16 protein-coding genes and 1 pseudogene are annotated in these 17685 nt (G+C 62.0%); 13 read left to right on the top strand and 4 right to left on the bottom strand.

From position 1 onward, the window contains the following. The first annotated feature begins 3 nt into the window (after positions 1-3). The 9 genes and pseudogenes from B4393_RS20655 (at position 4) to B4393_RS20620 (ending at position 8986) form a co-directional block, all read left to right on the top strand. Positions 4-546: a hypothetical protein gene (locus tag B4393_RS20655; protein ID WP_133052591.1), complete on the top strand. Its 543-nt coding sequence runs from the start codon at positions 4-6 to the stop codon at positions 544-546. 361 nt (positions 547-907) lie between these two features. Further along, positions 908-2761 (top strand): hypothetical protein, encoded by a 1854-nt coding sequence (locus tag B4393_RS20650; RefSeq protein WP_165758507.1) that lies wholly within the window; start codon positions 908-910, stop codon positions 2759-2761. Between the two features lie 69 nt (positions 2762-2830). Beyond that, positions 2831-3793, top strand: coding sequence for a hypothetical protein (locus tag B4393_RS20645; RefSeq protein ID WP_078335669.1), 963 nt, complete (start codon positions 2831-2833; stop codon positions 3791-3793). Positions 3794-4384: 591 nt separating this feature from the next. Then, positions 4385-5008: pseudogene (locus tag B4393_RS20640) on the top strand (hypothetical protein); the annotation flags it as partial. 180 nt (positions 5009-5188) lie between these two features. After that, on the top strand, positions 5189-5608 hold the full coding sequence (locus tag B4393_RS27590; RefSeq protein ID WP_133052592.1) for a hypothetical protein: 420 nt from the start codon (positions 5189-5191) through the stop codon (positions 5606-5608). 75 nt (positions 5609-5683) lie between these two features. Further along, entirely contained in the window at positions 5684-7042 is a 1359-nt protein-coding gene (locus B4393_RS20635; protein ID WP_236743199.1) for a hypothetical protein, read from the top strand. Beyond that, entirely contained in the window at positions 7039-7764 is a 726-nt protein-coding gene (locus B4393_RS20630; protein ID WP_109558523.1) for a hypothetical protein, read from the top strand. The genes B4393_RS20635 and B4393_RS20630 overlap by 4 nt, the downstream gene beginning before the upstream one ends. Beyond that, positions 7761-8312 carry a DUF6636 domain-containing protein gene (locus B4393_RS28410; RefSeq protein ID WP_330359282.1) on the top strand — a complete coding sequence of 184 codons (552 nt, stop codon included), beginning with the start codon at positions 7761-7763 and terminating at the stop codon, positions 8310-8312. The genes B4393_RS20630 and B4393_RS28410 overlap by 4 nt, the downstream gene beginning before the upstream one ends. Before the next feature lie 179 nt (positions 8313-8491). Beyond that, positions 8492-8986, top strand: a complete 495-nt coding sequence (locus tag B4393_RS20620) for a TspO/MBR family protein (RefSeq protein WP_078335667.1) — start codon at positions 8492-8494, stop codon at positions 8984-8986. Here the strand turns inward: B4393_RS20620 and B4393_RS20615 are convergent. The 4 genes from B4393_RS20615 to B4393_RS20600 are packed head-to-tail and all read right to left on the bottom strand — an operon-like array spanning position 8983 to position 13320. Then, positions 8983-10350 (bottom strand): cryptochrome/photolyase family protein, encoded by a 1368-nt coding sequence (locus B4393_RS20615; protein WP_078335666.1) that lies wholly within the window; start codon positions 10348-10350, stop codon positions 8983-8985. The genes B4393_RS20620 and B4393_RS20615 overlap by 4 nt on opposite strands. Continuing rightward, entirely contained in the window at positions 10347-11705 is a 1359-nt protein-coding gene (locus B4393_RS20610) for a TIGR01777 family oxidoreductase (RefSeq protein WP_078335665.1), read from the bottom strand. Before B4393_RS20610 ends, B4393_RS20615 begins: the two co-directional genes overlap by 4 nt. A gap of 50 nt (positions 11706-11755) precedes the next feature. Continuing rightward, positions 11756-12403 carry an SOUL family heme-binding protein gene (locus B4393_RS20605; RefSeq protein ID WP_078335664.1) on the bottom strand — a complete coding sequence of 216 codons (648 nt, stop codon included), beginning with the start codon at positions 12401-12403 and terminating at the stop codon, positions 11756-11758. Between the two features lie 23 nt (positions 12404-12426). Next, positions 12427-13320, bottom strand: coding sequence for a cyclopropane mycolic acid synthase family methyltransferase (locus tag B4393_RS20600; RefSeq protein WP_078335663.1), 894 nt, complete (start codon positions 13318-13320; stop codon positions 12427-12429). A gap of 231 nt (positions 13321-13551) precedes the next feature. Between B4393_RS20600 and B4393_RS20595 the strand changes: the two genes are divergently transcribed. The 4 genes from B4393_RS20595 to B4393_RS20580 are packed head-to-tail and all read left to right on the top strand — an operon-like array spanning position 13552 to position 17661. Next, entirely contained in the window at positions 13552-14874 is a 1323-nt protein-coding gene (locus tag B4393_RS20595) for an NAD(P)/FAD-dependent oxidoreductase (RefSeq protein ID WP_191988835.1), read from the top strand. Then, positions 14871-15608: a DUF1365 domain-containing protein gene (locus B4393_RS20590; RefSeq protein WP_078335661.1), complete on the top strand. Its 738-nt coding sequence runs from the start codon at positions 14871-14873 to the stop codon at positions 15606-15608. The genes B4393_RS20595 and B4393_RS20590 overlap by 4 nt, the downstream gene beginning before the upstream one ends. Then, a complete protein-coding gene (locus B4393_RS20585) occupies positions 15605-16879 on the top strand; it encodes a class I SAM-dependent methyltransferase (protein ID WP_078335660.1) in 1275 nt (424 codons plus the stop codon). The genes B4393_RS20590 and B4393_RS20585 overlap by 4 nt, the downstream gene beginning before the upstream one ends. Continuing rightward, positions 16876-17661: a DUF1295 domain-containing protein gene (locus B4393_RS20580; RefSeq protein ID WP_078335659.1), complete on the top strand. Its 786-nt coding sequence runs from the start codon at positions 16876-16878 to the stop codon at positions 17659-17661. Before B4393_RS20585 ends, B4393_RS20580 begins: the two co-directional genes overlap by 4 nt. Positions 17662-17685 lie beyond the last annotated feature (24 nt).

Below are 17685 nucleotides of genomic sequence, written 5' to 3'. Positions count from 1 at the left end.
CGCATGTTGCCCGGCTTTATGAAAGCACCCTTCGGCGTAGTCACGCTGATTGCCGTTGCATTTCTCGGTGCTCCGGTAGCTGCAAGTGAGCCGGAAGTCCCTGATCTCGACGCTCTGCCCCGCGTAGTGGCAGCCGACTTCCACATTGCCGAGTCCTATCAAACTGTGTTTCGTGCCGCACCGGATGTTTGGTGTGCGATGAGCTACTCGCGGTTCACCAACGACAGCAGCTGCGCTGGCCGCCTTCCGGGTGTGGCGGATGGCGAAAACTATGTGTCGGTGTGGTGGGAGATGCTCAACCACACCGGTAGCTCGAAGATCAGCAGCACGTCAGATGTGGTGCCCAAACCAGATCGGCAACAATTCTATCGCCCGCTGCCCACCGGTCATGCGCTGTGGCTAGGCTCCAATTATGAGGTGGGGACCCATGTGTGCGGCTCACCACCTGGATACCTGTTGGTCTGCAGAATCGATGCCAAATCCCGTGAACTAGCCTTGCAGACGCACGGATTCGTGCTGTCTGAGAGCGGTAGCTGGACTTTCTAGCCAGTAGCCCGATCGCTGTGTTCGCTGGTCTGGGCCGATGAGCAAACCATGGCGGCGGCTTCCAGCAGCAGCCGTTGCACCTCCTGTGATGGCGGCGACGCCTGCGGGCGCTGACCCCGACTTTCCGGACCTCGCCCAGTATCGCGCGGTAGATGCGTCGACGTACTTTGCTCCATCCGGTTGCGGGAATACGGGAGTGCGGTTCAGCACGCCAGATGGCTTGCGCTGTGGCGCCAATTCGTCGTACCCCTAGGTTGCCCCGATCACGCCAGGGAAGGCGGTGCTTCGGACTTGGGCTTTGTTTGTAGTTCGCTGCCCACCGCCTGGCACACTGGCGGTCATGGGTAGGGAGGGGTTTTGGATGAGGCGAGGGTTGCCCTGTGTGGCGCTGGTGGTCGTCATGGGTGGGTGCGGACAGGCGAGCGAGCCGCGTCCGATCGACCCGGGCCCGGTTCGCCCTTCGAACGTGGAGCTGGCCCGGTTCCTTCCGGTCCTGGCCGACTATCCCGGCCCGTCATGGGACGTCACATTGACTGCCGGCGCGTCTGACTGGATCCCGGGCCCGTACATCGGCCCAAACACCACTGTCGAGCCTTCGGGCTGCGCCGATATCCCCTTCCAGCGCAGCGACCTGGTGGCGGCCAGCTCGGCCGGCGTCGTGCAGAACGGGATCGCCGGCAACGCCGGGGAGGCGGCAGTGCGCATCATGCGTGACCGCCTCGGCACGGATCTGATCGCCGACTCGGTGGCCTGGGCCGAACGCTGCCACCAGTACCGCGAGACATACTCCGGTGCAACACCTGGCGACCCTTCGATGGGAAGTCCCACTGCTGTCAGCGTGCTCCCGCCTCGAAATCTGGAAGGTGTTGAGGTCACACGGATTCATCTCACCGACAACCGGGATCACCGCGATCAGGGCGAAGGCACCCGGGAAAGCGTGATTTCGCTGGCGCGGGTGCGCGGTGTTGTCGTCGTTGGATACCGGCATGATCGTGCCGGTGAAGCCGACGCGATTCTGGCGACCACTATCCGGCGGCTCTCATCGGACCGGCCAGCATCAAGACCATTGTCCGACAAGGCCGATGCCAGTGCCCTGACCACACGCACCGACAAGGACCTTGAGCAGTTGCTGCCCTCAATTGTCGACACACCTGCGGGCTGGACTGTCTTGCAGAGCTCGCCGATCGTGCCGTACAGCACCGAGGACGGCGAGAGCGCCACGGGCTGCAGCCGATTGCCCTTCGCGGACGAAGTCGGCAACCGCTCCGATTCACATCGGAATTTCCGCAAGATCGCTTCGGTGTCCATGTCACGTAAGGCCGGTAAGGACACATACTCGACCGACACCGTGACTCTGGGACTTGAGCATTCTGGATCTTCGGTAATCGACGAAACAATCAAGTGGGCCAACCAATGTCACTTCGCGAGCGTGCCCGCCCCCCAGCTCGACGGCATCAACATCACTAGCTTTCACATTCCCGGCGATCGGACCGGTACAAACGGCCGGACAGTATCGCTGTTGCGGGTTCGCGGGCTGCTGGTGATCGCAGAACCTGCTTTCAGTCAGCAGGACACCCAGCTGATGCGCCAGAGCGTCGAGAACCTACGGCACGCCAAATTCGAGACTCGAGCAACCGGCCCCGACTCGATGCCAATTCCTTCCGAACCGACTGCGCCAGCGCCCGGCGACGTGAAATTCCCCCAACCCACTGCCGATGCGACGGTGAAGCTGGCCCGCGTTGCGCAAGGCGCACTGGTTGACCCGGGGCCTTTTCACGTGGGCGGTTACCTGCCCGAGGATTCCCCGACCGCCAGCTCGCCAGATTATCTGCACTTCCGATCGCCTACCGGCGCGATCATGTGCACCTGGCGTAAATACATACTCGTCTGCGATGTCCCACGCGGAACATATCCACGGACACCAAAACCCGTTGACTTGCTGGGCAATTGGCAAGACTCGGTCACCACGTTCGGGTTTGAAAGCCTGCAAAACGGCATCGTCGCACCAGATCCGGTCGTCTACGCGGTGTCGAACGTGCTGGCGTACGGCTCCACGATCAGGCTGACGGACGACACAGAATGCCGGATGGATACCGGCGGCTTGACCTGCGTTGAATACGGCAAAGACATCGGTTTCCATCTGAGCCGTACCGACTTGACGCCATTGGCGGCGACGTCGGCACTCATCAATGACACTCGGCCGCAACCGCATTAGCGCCCGCGAATCAGAATTGCAGATGTTCCATCAGGACCAGCCCCGGCGACTCGGTATGAGGTAGGGCAAGTGAACAGCGACAGTAACGAACCGGCCGCCGATGGAATTGTCGCCGTCGCAGACGAGCGACGGCGTAGGGCTATCCGCGCCCTGGCGGTACAGGACCTGGACCGCCGCGGCCTGAGCGTGCAATCGGCCGCTCACGATGCATCCGGCGACGATCGGCTGGTCGATGATGCCGGGCACCAGTACTGGCTGCATAACCTTCAGCTTCAATGCGCCAAGCTGCCCGAATCTGAATGGGCTGGGGCAGTCGAGTTTCACTTCCGGCAGCAGTTCGCGGCCCGTGAGGCTCCGCGAGTGGGCGACCTGGCTTATGTCGAGTTCCTCGCGCAGGTGCGCACCCGCCTGCAACAACCGGATACCTCTGGCATGTTGTCGATGAACTACGCCCGGCCGGCATTTGACGGGCTTGTCGCAGAGTTGAGCCGCGACCTACCGACCGCTGTCCGCACCGTCAGCGACAGCGATGTCGCCGGTCGCGACCTGGATTTCCTGTACGAGGTCGGGCAACGCAACACCGATGCCGAGCCAACGACCATTGATCGCCTCGATCACGAGGTGTTCGCGTTGACCGGCGACTCGTTCTTCATTGCGTCCAAGGCCTTGAACATGCCGCATCTGATTGACACGGTGCTCGGTGGCCGTGCACCGCTCGGGGTCCTCTTCGGGGTGCCGTACCGAAGCGTGTTGTTGCTGCACGCGGTTGGTTCCGCAGCGCCGGGGGAGGCTGTGAGCTTGCTCGCGTCAGCGACCCTACGCCAGGCCTACGATGCGCCCGGCGGTACGGTCAGCCATAACACCTATTTCTGGCAACGCGGCACCGCGCAATGCATCACCCGCATCAATCCTGATACCCAGATCCTGGAAATCCTTGTCGATGGTGCATTCGGCGAGGTCTACACGGCAGCGGTGCGACAACGCGTGGACGGCCAGTGGGACGCCCAGAATGAGATGGAAGATGAAGGCTAGCTTGATGATTGGTGCGGCACTGCTGACAATGACCGCATTCACTAGCTGCCACCAACGAATCGGCCCGAATAGGGGGCTCCTCTAGGAGCGTTCTCGTCCCCACTTGTCCACTTCAATATCGCACTGGCTGCAGGTGCCTCCACCCCACATCGTTTGCCGGAAAGACCTTGGTGCACGGATTAGGGACATCGTCACACCGCATCTCGGGCATGAGGGTGAAGACAAGCAGATGCCCCAGTCGTTCTTCTTGAAGGTGCCACGGATGACCAGCACCGAGCCGACGAGCGACAAGACGAACAGCGTCGCTGCGAGAAACGCGACCGTCATAGCGGAAGTTTGGCGCTGGGCGCCGCCGCGGCTAGGTGTTCGATGAGCGGTTTCATTCAGACTTCCTGTCGGTTGAGCTGCGAAGTGCGGCTGTTGCCAGGTGGTGTGCTCTCATCTGGGGATACACGTTCGTCGCTGCTGAGCGATTCTTGCGCACAGGCGTCCTCGCGGCAAGGAGAATGTTTGCTATCCGCATGGACAGTAGTCGGTGGACGGGCGTAATGTCACGTCTCTGCAGAATTTGCGGGAGTTGACGGAGGCGATGTGTGGGGGAATGGAAGATCGACTGAACGTCTGACAGCGGTGACGGACTGTCGTGATCTGACTCGTTCAGTCGCAGCGATGTGCAAGAGTTGCCCACTCGTGATCGTGTTCACCAATCCGACCCCGAAAGTGGTCGTGGTCACCGTCTTGCTGCTTTCGCTGTTGGAAGCGTTCTGGTCGTTGGTGCGGTGGCCGCGCTGCATAACCTGTACCGCTCTGGCGACGGCGCCGCTGAACTGATCGTATGGGCCGGACCGTTGCTGCTCGCCTTGACCGCGCTTGGTGGGGGAGTCAAGCTTGCGATGTGGGGCGCCCGGCCGGTCATCACTGCGCTATTTGATGGGGCGAAGGTGCGTTGGGCGAAGCCGGTGTTGGCGGTGGCCGCGTCGGGGGCGGTCGTCGCCGGGGCGCTGGGTATGTGGTGCACGTTCCGCGGTGGCTATACCCGCTGGTGGCAGGACCTGACTGGTGAGAGTCGGTGGTCACTGTCGCTCGGGGTCGGCCAGATGCTGGTGGCAGTTCTGGCGGGCGCTGCGCTGTTCACCGGTGGTAAGTATCTGACCGGCTTAGTCAAAGAAGTGCTGACGGATTCGGGTCTGCTTATCGAGCGCGAACGTGCGGCTTCCCCCACGTGGAGAATGTTTCGACCACCGTTGAAAGCTACGACTGTGTCAGCGGCTTTAGCGACATCGCCGGATCTCTGAGTGCTTTCATCTTGAGGTTTTCGTTCGGTTCCCGCGGTGGAGTGCTAACCGCTCTATGGGAATTGTCCTCAATGGTCGCCGGTGGAGGAGAGTAGGACAGATGGCAGTGGATGAACGGGGCCAACTGGTTGCAATCGACCTCAGCCCTCAAGAGCGTGAGTTGATCCGTGGTGGGCTACTTGAGTGGGGTGGCTCGGCCAGCTATGTGCCATTCCCGATTGAAGTGCTCGGCGTTCACGATTGGCCTGAATTTGATTGTCTTACAAGCCGACTGAGAGCAGCCATCGAGGAAATATTGCCGCTTTCGGACCTCGATTGGGCTCGTGTGTTGTTACTCACCGAAATCTGTTTTGCAAGTTCGCTTATCGGTTCGGGCCTCGACTTTCCAATCGTCACAGGCATTCCCGACCAAGAAGCCATCGCAACGCTACGGTCTCTGCAACGCAAGACCGGCAGCAGTTATCGTGCGGGTTTGTTGTTCCCCAATGGAGGACGTCCTCGTGTGTCAGGTCCGGCATAGCGGTCGCCCTGCTGCGGCGCTGGGCGCCGGTGCGCCGGACGCTAGAACTGTTGTGGCCGGGCATACTGTGTTCCGATGAGGAGTTTGCTGCATAAATATTGGGCTGTGGTGGTGGCTGTTGTGTGTGTCGCTGTCATGGCTGCCGGTGCGGCGTTGTGGGTGCACCGTGATTCCCGCCGTCCGGTCCCGGGGCCGGCGCCTCGAGAGTTGGCCGACTTGTCTGCTGCTGAGCTGTCCCAGTTTCTTCCGAATGCTGCCGACGTGCCAGAGGGTTGGGGAGCGCAGCAGGACGCTGCTGATCCCGGGATCTCTGAAATCCTCGGCGGGGCTTCGCGCCCCTCATGTTCGGAGCGGCCGGATCAGGTCGCGGCGCGAGCGGCTGTGGTTTCCTCCAGGGCGCACGGACCCAAAGTGGTTGATAAATCTTGGTATCCGGAAGTCAGCATGGCCCTGATTCGCGGTAATGCCGGAGCTGACTTGCAAGAGCGGACGCGGCGTTGGGTCGCTGATTGCGACAACATCACGATGCACTACCGCGGCACCGGTCTCTGCCAGGCAGCCCTGCATCCTGTGCTGCTGCCAAACTTGGTGGTGGGCACTGTGACCGCTACTCGGATCAAGATCGTCTCCACCAACGGTCACTGTCTGCGTGGCGGAGCTGAACCGGACTCCTCCCGCACCGTCGGTGTCGCGGTGATTGGAGGACTGACCCTGGTCGCCCAAAATGACAAGTTAAGCGATCTAGGCGAACCTTTGATGAAACTGACTCTGCAACGCCTGCAGAACTACCCCGCACTGCCTGCCCCGAGCCCGGATGCCCTCACCGCCGGTGGGCCGACGTTTATGGCGTTGGCGCCCAGTCTTGCTCAGACCTCTGGGAACGGCCGATGGTTCGTCGATCAGTGGACCTCCGGCGCAGATGCGGATACGACCGCCCCGCCGATGGCAACCGAGCCCACTAAATGCGAGCCGTTCCCGTTCCCGGGCGGATACGGACTACCGATCGATCAGTCACTGTTCTCCGTGATCGGAAGTATCCACGTGCTGCGCTACGGCACCGACCCGAAAAATGCTGATCTCCAAGGTGATACCCAAGCACAGTACTTTCGCGAACACCCGGGATCTGATGTGCTTACCTCCGTCCGCTCTTGGGCCAAACGGTGTCAGCAGTATCAGATCGTGAGCGGGCAGCCCTGCGGGTCTCATCCAGTCGTCCAAGTCGATGAGTTGCCTGCCGGCAAATACCGCACCGACGATGCGATCGGCCTACGGCTCGACACGGCGAACTGGTGTGGCGACGGCACCCGTCGCTTCGCAGTTGTCACGTTGCTGCGTGTGCGGGGAGTGCTCTTGGTGACTCGGTCATCCGAGTCGAACAGTGCCACCGATTGGCTGCTGTCCACCGCGATCGACAATTTACGGAAAGTGCGATGAGAAGAGCCGCGCTCGTGGTGGGTGCCTTTACTCTGCTGGGCACCGGGCTTGCGCCGTCTCCCGCCTACGCAGATGTGCTTCCCGAATGCTCGGACAAGTTCACCAACTTGAGCGGCCCGGATTGTCAGTTGACCTCCACCGACTCGCAGGGCCTCCGGTTCGAGAAAAGGATCATGGACACCGCCGCCCAAATCCGTGTTCTCGACAGAGACGGGATGTTGGTGCAGACACTCGACGATCACCTCGACGGTTCGGTGGACTCGGGTGTCATGCTGTTGCGTGACCTTGACGGAGACGGCCGTGATGAAGTGCTGCTGTCCCTGGACACTGGCAGTGCACACCCGAACTCGCACTGGGTGTTGTGGCGCGCGACCGAAGACTCAACACAACTTGCCGTCGTTCCCGCACCGCACCTGGACGACGACACCATGCACAGCCCCGGAGCATTCTTCGGGGTCGACTTCTGGCATGCCGGTGACGGATTCATCGCCGAGTACGGGGTCGGCCCGATGCGAAGCTGGCTTACACGGATCTACCGGTTCACAGGCGAGGAGCTGGTACCGGTGGTGTCCGTCCAGAACGATGGCGTCAAGACTGACGGCAGCGTTCCGCCGTGTCATCTGGAGAAGGATTACGGCCTGGACCGCTTCGGCCTGTCCCCGGAGGCTGCGCGAGATCGCTTCTGCGCCAACACTGAACAACACAGGGACGGTGGGCGGTGACCGCGTCGAGTCGGCACTGTTGTGCGAACATCGCCGGGTATTGTCGAGGTGCTGCCCGCCGCGCTGTCCTGAGGCCAGCTGAGCCGTTTTCGGTGCTGCCATCGCAGCTATCCAGTTTTATCGCGGCTATCGGGGCAGTGTTGGTGTGCTTAGGGATTGCTGCACCACCTGCGCTGGCCGATACCTACGGGGTCAGACACTTCACCACACCTTCGCGCAACATTTACTGCGTCATCGACAACGATTGGCCTAGGCCTTATGTGCGGTGCGATCTCAACGACGCTACGTTCGCCCCGCCGCCCCGGCCCACTAAGGATTGCCATGGCGCGTGGGGGCGCAGTGTGACCATGAATATCGGCGAAATCCCGGCATTTCACTGCATCTCAGATTCGGCAGGTGGTGAGAACTTGTTCGTATTGAAGTACGGCGACGAGACGGAGGTGGGGCCCTTCCAATGCTCAAGCCGAGAGGTCGGCCTCATCTGTGTCGACACCTCCACCAGCAGAGGATTCCGTCTCGCGCAGCAATCCTATGAATTCTTCCCCTGAGAAGACCAAATCCGGCCGATTGCCCACTGGCCGTGCCCTGAGAACGTGATTGCCTCAGCCAGGAATTGATAGTCCTATACGGCTACCCTGCTCTCGCCCACTTTCGGCAATGCCCGCGTAGTGAATCGAGATCTGGGTAGAGCGTCGCCGACGTGCGAAATTCTGTTTACTATGGCGTTATGACTCAAGGGGTTTCGCGCCGCTGGCCCAGGGAATGGGCTGGGCTTGCCGTGTCTGTCATTGCGGTGACCATCGCTGCGGGAGTCGGCGGTGCTGCTGCGGCGCGCGCTGCGGACACTTATGGACGCCTGCAACAACCCGGATGGGCCCCACCGGCTTCACTATTTGGCCCCATGTGGACAGTGCTGTACGTAGCGATGGCGATATCGGCGTGGTTGGTATGGCGATCAGAGCCGTCACGGGAAAATCGTGTGCCGCTAATCGTGTACGGCATACAACTCGTCCTGAACATGGCGTGGACGCCGCTGTTCTTTGGGCTTGGATGGCGGGGAGTGGCATTCATCGAGATTCTCGTGCTGTGGGGATTCATTGCCGCAACGGTGATGCTGTTCTGGCACCGAAGCCGTTGGGCCGCCACCTTGTTGCTTCCCTACTTAGCATGGTCGACGTTCGCGGCGGTGCTGAATTTCTCGGTGTGGCAGCTGAATAGCTAGTGGTCTTGCCTGGAGCGGTACCGGTGCAGTGCGATGTTCCTCTCCTCTGCGTGATCGAGGATGGGTGGCGGGTACCCGCGCGCATGGCCGTCGGGGTGCTTCCAGGGTGCGATGGCCGAGGCGCCGGGCAGGTGCTGTAGTTCCGGGATGTATTTGCGTATGTAATCGCCGTTCGGGTCGAACTTTTGTGCCTGAGCCGTCGGATTAAAGACCCGGAAGTACGGCGCTGCATCAGTGCCCGTTCCTGCAACCCATTGCCAGCCGTGGGTATTGGATGCGCTGTCGGCATCGATGAGGTGGTTCATGAAGTGCTTGGCGCCGTGCGGCCACCAGATATGGAGATCCTTGGTAAGGAAGCTCGCGGTGACCATTCGTACTCGGTTATGCATCCAACCTTCGGCAAGTAGTTGCCGCATACCGGCGTCAACCAACGGGTATCCGGTTTCTCCGCGTTGCCAGGCCGTGAAGCCCTCGCCGGGCTTGGTATAGGTCAAATGCGCTAGTGCATCGGTCAGGTCGGCGTGCGCGGAGTGTGGTTGGTGGTAGAGCACGTCGGCATAGAAATCTCGCCAGGCTAGCTCCGAGGCGAACTTGGCGGCGTCTTGGCCCGCGATGGATGCTAGGTCGGCGAGCAGTGTGCGGGGGTGGATCGCCCCGACTTTGAGGTAGGGCGAGACCCTGGATGTGGCGTCGACGTCGGCGCGGTCACGACCTACGGCGTACCCAGTGAGGTCGTGCGTGAGGAAGTGTTCCCACCGCATGCGGGCCGCACCCTCACCCGCGGGAGGCAAAGTGATGCTGCAGCTTTGGGTGAGTTCGGCAAGTAACGACCTGGCGGGGCCTGATCGTGCGGACCGGGGAGGCTTCGTCCAGGAAGGGCTGGATTTCAGCTGGGCGGGGCGCGGCCAGTGGTGCTCACGCCAGGCGCGTTCGAATGCGGTGAACACCCGATACGCAGTCCCGTCTGATTTGGTGATTCGGCCCGGCGTCACTGCGTAGGGTGAGCCCGTCTCGATCCAGTCCACACCGATTTTGGCCAGCGCGGCCGACACCAACGTGTCCCGGCGCCTGCCGAAGGGGGTCGTCTCCCGGGCCACGTGCACTTCAGTAGCACCGACACGTTCAGCCAGCTCAACCAGGACCTGTTCCGGCGCACCGGAACAGAGGCAGAGCCGACCATCGAGTTGTTGGTCAAGGTCAAGAACGTTGGCGGCAAGCCACGCATCTCGCGGTCGGGCTGCGCTGCGAAGCAACTGCGGGTCTAGGACAAAGACGGCAAGTACATCACCACTCGCGGCGGCAGCCCGGAGCGCGGGATTGTCGGCCAACCGCACATCGCGGCGGACCCACCAGATAACAGTCACGAGGGGATATGGCTTCCCAAGAGATGTCCCAAGGCGGGGCCGATACTGGGAGTGCGGAAAACATGCTGGCGGTCCAATAGTGTTGCAGGAGAAACGCACTGATTTGCCATCGCGAGTTCTTCGGCCCCCTCGCGTCCGAGTAGCAGCGCCGGGCCGAAGGCGGGCACTGGTAAGAACGCTGGGCGGTGGACTGCCTGGGCCAGTGCGCGTGTGTAGTCGATGTTGCGAACCACGCCGGGGGCCACGGCGTTAACCGGGCCTGATAGTGAAAGGTCCCACAGGCATCGGTGATAGATGTCTACCAAGTCGTCGACGCCAATCCAGGGCAACCACTGGGTGCCGGAGCCCAGTCGCCCGCCCAGACCGGCCCGGAAAAGCGGGAGCAGGAGCTTGAGGGTTCCGCCGCGTGGCGACTGAACGATGCCGGTGCGGACGGTGACAACACGGGTCCCGGCGCTCTCGCCTGTTAACGCTGCCTGCTCCCAGCGAGCGACCACGTCGGAAAGGAAGTCGGCTGTCGGCGGGGGAGGGCTTGTCTCGGTGAGGGTTTCATCGCCTCGGTTCTTCCCGTAGTACCCGACCGCTGAGGCGCTGACGAAGGTGCCGACACCTGCGGATGCGGCGGCTCGGGAAAGGAGGCGAGTGGGCTCGATTCGGCTCGATGCGATGAGTTCTTTGTGCCGTGGGGTGAAGCGTCCGGCGATGGTGGCACCCGCCAGATGGATTATGGCATCGACACCCTCCAGTGCGGCCGGGTCCGGATCATCGGGTTTCCAGTTGCGGTCGGTGCGGTTCTTGGGTTTTCCGCGGACCAGGCGGATTACGTGGTGCCCACCCGTGCTCAGGAACGCGGCAAGAGCGGTACCCACCAGGCCCGATGCCCCGGTGATGGCCACTGTCGACGCATTCATTCCATGGTCGGCTGCTCTGCGGTGCGCGGCCAGATCCCCGGTGAGTTGCCGGTGTCGATATGCGATGAGTTCGGCGAGAAGCCGCCCTGGAACAGGAGTTTCGATCGTGTCGCGTACCCGAGTGCTGCTGTCGCCGACGGGCTCGAACTCGTGAATATGCCGCCAGGGCAACACGCCACTGACCGCCGACCGCAATCCCGTCGCGACCCCTTCGTCGATGAATCGTCGGCCGGGCAGGAACGCTTCCTGATCGTGCCGGGCGACCCAGCGCAAGCCTCCCGGTAAATCCAGTACCGCAGTCCCGTCGCGCAGCGAGGCGGCTTCGGTACGCAACTCGACCGGCGCCCACGGTGCCGCCAAGCGATGGAACGCACCCGGCCTGGAGTACCAGGCGAACACGTCCTCGACGGGCGCGTCGACAATCACCGAACCACTGATACCCATAAGTCTCCGATCATCGGGAAGTCTAGTTCCACCGTCCTCTGCGTGGTCCCTCAGAAGGCGTCGTCACCCCGTGCGTGGATGGGAATCGCAATCTCGTTGCGTCGAGCGCACGAGAGTGTCCACGGCGGGTCGTAGAACCAGGCTTGGGGATCACCCGCGGTCTTTATATTGTTGTCACGCAGGGTATTAAGTAACTCGTCGGTTCGTCTGGCGACAGTGGGCGCCGATCGGTCACCGCTGAAGCGCAGCACCGCGAGCGTCTCGGCGGGCACTTCGGTGAGCCGGATGCTCTCATCGCCGGGCGTGGGCAGGCTTGCCAGCGTCCATTTCGTCGGCATGTAAAAACGGATTGTTGAACCGCCAGTAGCACTTGACAGTTGGCCCACCGGGGCCGTCATGGCGATGGTGTCGTTTTGTTGGGCTACCGGTGCGGTCATGGCGATCTTGGCCTGTCGGTGGTTCTTGCCGAAAATGTAACCTGCAAGGCGGCGAAAACCTTCGCTACGGGCCCTGTCGTCATCGGCCAAGACGGTGGTTTCTGCCGCGATTCGGCTGCTGTACTGCCTGATCTGCACCGAAGCGGTCAGAGGCCGTGACGAGTATCGCGGTTCTTCGGTGCCCGAACGGATTCCGAAGATATTGCCCGCCGCTTTGAGTAGTTCGGCCCCTAGGGTCCACAGTGGCACGATGGCGCTCAATTTCCTTCTCCTTTCGACAATCGCTACTTCTCGAGATATGGGATGTGCAGCTTCGGGAGGGTGAATTGGGCGACGTCGATGTAGCCGATGCGGAAGTAGTTCGCACATCCGGTGAGGTACTTCATGTAACGCTCGTACACAACCTCGTCCTGGATGGCGATGGCCTCGTCTTTGTGTTCCTCGAGTGCTGCCGCCCACAGGTCCAGGGTCTTGGCGTAGTGCGGCTGCAGTTGGTGTACGCGCGTACAGCTGAAGCCCGCCCGCTCGGCATGCTCTCGCACCATCTCGATGGAGGGCAACCGCCCACCGGGGAAGATCTCGGTGACCATGAATTTGATGAAACGCGCCAGTTCGAAGCTCAGCGGCAGGCCCTTGGCGATGATCTCGTTGGGGTGCAATCCGGTGATGGTATGCAGCAGCATGACGCCGTCATCGGGTAGGGCGTTGTAGGCGAACGTGAAAAAGTCGTCGTAGCGGTCAAAGCCGAAATGTTCGAACGCGCCGATCGATACGATCCGATCGACCTTGCCGTCGAACTCCTCCCACCCGTGCAGCTGGACGCTCTTTGACCGGGTGCTCGCCGATGCCGCCAAAAGCTTTTCGACGTGTGCCTTCTGATTCTTACTCAGAGTCAACCCGATGACGTTGACGTCGTACTTTTCCAAAGCACGATTGAGCGTGGCGCCCCAACCACACCCCACATCCAGCAGCGTCATCCCAGGCTCCAGGTGCAGCTTGCCCAACGCCAAGTCGATCTTGGCAAGTTGGGCTTCCTCGAGAGTCATATCGGCGCGCTCGAAGTAGGCGCAGCTGTATGTCTGGGTCGGGTCAAGAAAAAGGCGGAAAAAGTCATCCGATAGGTCGTAATGGGCCTGAACATCGGCGAAGTGCGGGCGAAGCCGCGGTGATTCTGGCATCTGGACGGAACCTTTCGTGGGCGGAACGGGAAACGTCTACCTGCCGGCCCTCCTTCTGCGGGCGCACGGGACGGGCCGCGCTCCAGGGGGCATGTGCGTGCGGCTCTGTTGTCATTCGGTGCCGAACGTCATCCGGATGGGTCGGTTGCACAAAAAGGCCGAGCCCGCGCCGAGCCGCCGCCCGATAAAGGCAATACCCATCCGCGGGCAGGTTTACTCCGAATACGGGATGTGAGTGCAATATCTGGCCCCGGCGGGTCACGGTCCGTCGCCGTCATCGGCAGTGGGGTGGCCGGATTAACCGCAGCTCATGTGCTCTCCGCCTACGATCGGATCTCGTTGTACGAGGCTGATGGGCGTTTCGGGGGCCACGCTCACACGCAGTTCGTCGATGCAGGCCACGGTGTGCCCACTGCCGTCGACACCGCGTTCTTGGTGCACAACGACCGGACCTACCCCACACTGTGCCGATTGTTCGATGAACTCGGTATCGCCACCGCCGACACAGATATGTCGATGTCGGTGCGCGATGACAGCACCGGGCTGGAATACGCCGGTGCCAAGGGCGTGCGCGGCCTCTTTGCTTCGCCCGCGACAGCGAATCCTCGCTATCTGTGGATGCTGGCAGAGATCAAGCGGTTTCATCGCCACGCCCGCCGATTGCTGGCTGCCCCGGAGGCAGACGACAAGGCTCTGAGTCTCGGGGATTTTGTTCGGCAGCTGGGTTTCTCACAGTTCTTCCTCGGCCGCTTCCTGACACCACTGGTGGCCGCCGTGTGGTCGTGCCCGCCCGGGCAGGCTATGGCGTACCCGGCGCAATACCTGTTCAGGTTCCTGGACCATCACGGCATGCTGTCGGTATTCGGGTCGCCGCAGTGGAAAACAGTCACCGGGGGTTCGCGCACCTATGTCGATGCCGTGGTGCGCGGCCTGTACGAGGCGTTCACCGGCTCCCCTGTCGCCCAGGTCAGAAGGATTCCTGAGGGCGTTGTGGTCACGGCGGCGGGTCACCCGCCGAAGGTGTTCGATGCCGCCGTGATCGCGACGCATCCCGATCAGGCGCTGGCTCTGCTGGCACAGCCCACCGCTGCCGAGCGTGCGGTGCTGGGAGCCATTGGGTACGTGAGCAATTCCGCGCAACTACACACCGATGAGTCGCTGTTGCCGCGATATCCACACGCCCGTGCGTCGTGGAACTATCTGTGCAGCGGCGGCGCCCAAAGCGTCGTGGTGACGTATGACATCACCCGGTTGATGAGATTGCCCGGCCCGCGCAGGCTTCTGGTCACCCTCGGCGGCGAGCACCTGGTAGACCCCGGGACGGTGCTTGCCGAAATGACCTACCAGCACCCGGTCTATACGTCGCAATCTGTTGCCGCCCAACGCAGACTGCCAAGCCTCAACGATGGCCGCATCACGTTCGCCGGTGCGTACCACGGATGGGGTTTCCATGAGGACGGTGCCGCCTCGGGCCTACGCGCCGCACAAGCACTGGGCCGGGACTGGCCGGTTGGTGCGGCCGACAAGCGCGAGCATCGCGTGGGGGCGCGATGAATTCGGCGACGATGGTTCCCTGCCTCTACCGCACCCGGATCATCCACGTGCGGCGTTCGCCGGTGACACACCGGTTCGCCTATCGGGGCTACTGCTGGTACATCGATATCGACAGACCGCCGCGCCTGCCCTTCGGCCTGCGCGCTTTCGCCAATTTCCAAGCACGGGACCATTTCCAGGGAGATGTCGACGACACGCTGCGCCAACGGGTGGACCGATTCTTGGCCTCGCACGGGGTAGAACTGGGCGGCGGTGTGGTCACCGCGCTGCTGCAGGCGCGGGTATTGGGCCACGTTTTCAACCCGCTCAGCCTGTATTGGTGCCACGACCGCCACGGCAATCTCGCCCACATCATTGCCGAGGTCCACAACACCTATGGCGGACGGCACGCATACCTGCTGCCCCCGACCACCAATTCCACAGTGGACAAACAGCTTTACGTATCGCCATTCAACGGTGTTGACGGGCAATACCGAGTTCGAGCCACGCGTCCCGGCGACACATTGAACATCAGTGTCTGGTTGCGGCGAGGCGGACATCTGCCGTTCTTCGCCGCGGTGCGCGGCACCCGCCGCCGGGCCCGGGTCGGTGAACTGTTGTGGTTGCAGGCCGTTGCGCCCCTGGCGCCACTCATGGGTGCGCTGGCCATCCGTAAAGAAGGGATCAGGCTGTGGCTGAAAGGGCTACCGGTGGTAGAGCGCACACCTGCACACGAGAGGGAAAGGATAGCGTGAACGGTCATCTCGACGGCGCCACTGCCGATGTGCGCGATATCAGATCGCGCTACGGGCCGGATATCGCGCCGGTTCCTTCCGGGCCGCTTGCGACGGCACGAGCGGTAGTGGCTGACAAGCTGCTGCGCCGTGCGGCCGCGCGGCTCCCGGTGCGGGTGGTGAACCCGGACGGGTCCGTTGTGGGGGCAGCAGATGCGTCCCTGCCCACCATGAGAGTTCGGCGGCCGAAGGCACTGGCACGACGGCTGGGTCGCTCCGGCTTGATTGGATTCGGCGAGGCCTACACGGATGGAGACTGGGACTGCGACGATCTGGCCGACTTTCTCACCCCGTGGGCAGCATCGATGGGGGAGTTGATTCCCCCTATCTTGCAACGCTTCCGGCATCTCGCCGTGCCGCGCGTCCCGCACGCTCAGCGCAACGAGCCACCACAGGCCCAGCGCAATGTTGAGCATCACTATGACCTGTCGAACGAGTTCTTCTCCCTGTTTCTAGACGAGACGCTGACGTACTCGTGTGCACTGTTCGACCACATCCCGAGCTCAGCAGAGAGGCTGGTGGATGCCCAACACCGCAAGATCGATCGCTTGCTGGACCACGCACAGGTAGGCCCCGGCACCCGAGTTCTCGAGATCGGTACAGGTTGGGGGCAATTGTGCCTATCGGCCGCCGCGCGCGGGGCGCACGTGCGGTCGGTCACGTTGTCGAGCGAGCAACAGAAACTGGCACAGCGGCGGGTGCGAGCTGCCGGGCTGTCCGACCGAGTACGGATAGAGCTGTGCGATTATCGAGACGTTCAAGGCCAATACGACGCGATCGTGTCGGTAGAGATGCTCGAAGCGGTCGGGTTCGATTTCTGGACAACGTACTTCCAAACCATCGACCGATTGCTTAGACCAGGCGGCCGGCTGGCCCTTCAAACCATCACCATGCCCCATGAGCGGATGATGGCCAGTCGCAACACCCACACCTGGATACAGAAGTACATTTTCCCTGGCGGCCTACTTCCCTCGGTGCGGGCAATCACCGAAACGACCACTGATAACACGCATTTGCGGACCATCGAGACAATGTCCCTGCGGCCGCACTATGCCGAAACGCTGCGGTTATGGAGTCAGCGGCTCGCGGCTCGGCGCGAGAGCGTGTTGGCGCTGGGATTCGACGACGCGTTCTATCGAATGTGGCAGCTGTATCTGGCGTACTCGGAGGCCGGGTTCCGATCCGGGTATCTCGATGTCCACCAATGGATTTTCCAGCGAGGTCGACAATGAACTTCTTCACCGTGATGGCGTGTTCGCTGTGCGTCGTGGTGGCCGTGCACAGTGTCGCCTTCCTGATCGGCCACCGCATCGGGCGCTACAACGTGGTCGATGTCGCGTGGGGCCTCGGGTTCATCGCAGTGGCCGCGGTGTGCACTACGTTCGGTGGCGGTGACCGGCAGCGCCAGGTTCTGCTGCTCACGCTCATCGGCATATGGGGCGCCCGGCTCTCATGGCACATGTTGGTGAAATCGGTGGGGAAAGGCGAAGATCCGCGGTACCGCGACTTGCTAGGCGGCGACTTCTCTGTGCCGCATGTGCTGCGCAAGATCTTCGTCATCCAAGCCGCCGCCACGTGGCTGGTATCCATACCGATCCAGCGCTCAGCCGTGGAAGGGCCCACCCCGGAATCGCTGTGGCCGGTGTTGGGCGCCGGTATCGGATTATGGTTCGTCGGAATGCTTTTCGAAGCGGTGGGTGATTATCAGCTGCGCCGTTTCAAAGAGGACCCAGTCAACAAGGGCAGGATCATGGACCAGGGTCTATGGGCCTGGACTCGGCACCCGAACTATTTCGGCGACGCCTGCGTGTGGTGGGGGCTGTGGTTGGTCACCATTACGGGTTGGCAATCGTTGGCAACGGTCCCTTACCCGTTGCTGATGACATATTTCCTGGTCTATGCCACCGGTGGCCGCCGCACCGAGAAGGCAATGGCCGGGCGGCCCGGATTCGTCGACTACCAACGCCGGGTTTCATTTATCCTGCCACGTCCCCCGAAACGCGAATCGCTGTGAACATTGTCCGCGATGCGTTTAGGC

This window comes from Mycobacteroides franklinii, assembly GCF_002013895.1.
Taxonomy (GTDB): Bacteria; Actinomycetota; Actinomycetes; order Mycobacteriales; family Mycobacteriaceae; genus Mycobacterium; species Mycobacterium franklinii.
This window is presented reverse-complemented; position numbering and strand designations above follow the sequence as displayed.

Excerpts from the sequence above, each read along its gene's own strand:
- B4393_RS20655 (WP_133052591.1), top strand. The coding sequence starts at position 4 with ATGTTGCCCGGCTTTATGAAAGCACCCTTCGGCGTAGTCACGCTGATT.
- B4393_RS20650 (WP_165758507.1), top strand. The coding sequence starts at position 908 with ATGAGGCGAGGGTTGCCCTGTGTGGCGCTGGTGGTCGTCATGGGTGGG.
- B4393_RS27590 (WP_133052592.1), top strand. The coding sequence starts at position 5,189 with ATGGCAGTGGATGAACGGGGCCAACTGGTTGCAATCGACCTCAGCCCT.
- B4393_RS20635 (WP_236743199.1), top strand. The coding sequence starts at position 5,684 with ATGAGGAGTTTGCTGCATAAATATTGGGCTGTGGTGGTGGCTGTTGTG.
- B4393_RS20630 (WP_109558523.1), top strand. The coding sequence starts at position 7,039 with ATGAGAAGAGCCGCGCTCGTGGTGGGTGCCTTTACTCTGCTGGGCACC.
- B4393_RS20620 (WP_078335667.1), top strand. The coding sequence starts at position 8,492 with ATGACTCAAGGGGTTTCGCGCCGCTGGCCCAGGGAATGGGCTGGGCTT.
- B4393_RS20610 (WP_078335665.1), bottom strand. The coding sequence starts at position 11,705 with ATGGGTATCAGTGGTTCGGTGATTGTCGACGCGCCCGTCGAGGACGTG.
- B4393_RS20600 (WP_078335663.1), bottom strand. The coding sequence starts at position 13,320 with ATGCCAGAATCACCGCGGCTTCGCCCGCACTTCGCCGATGTTCAGGCC.
- B4393_RS20590 (WP_078335661.1), top strand. The coding sequence starts at position 14,871 with ATGAATTCGGCGACGATGGTTCCCTGCCTCTACCGCACCCGGATCATC.
- B4393_RS20580 (WP_078335659.1), top strand. The coding sequence starts at position 16,876 with ATGAACTTCTTCACCGTGATGGCGTGTTCGCTGTGCGTCGTGGTGGCC.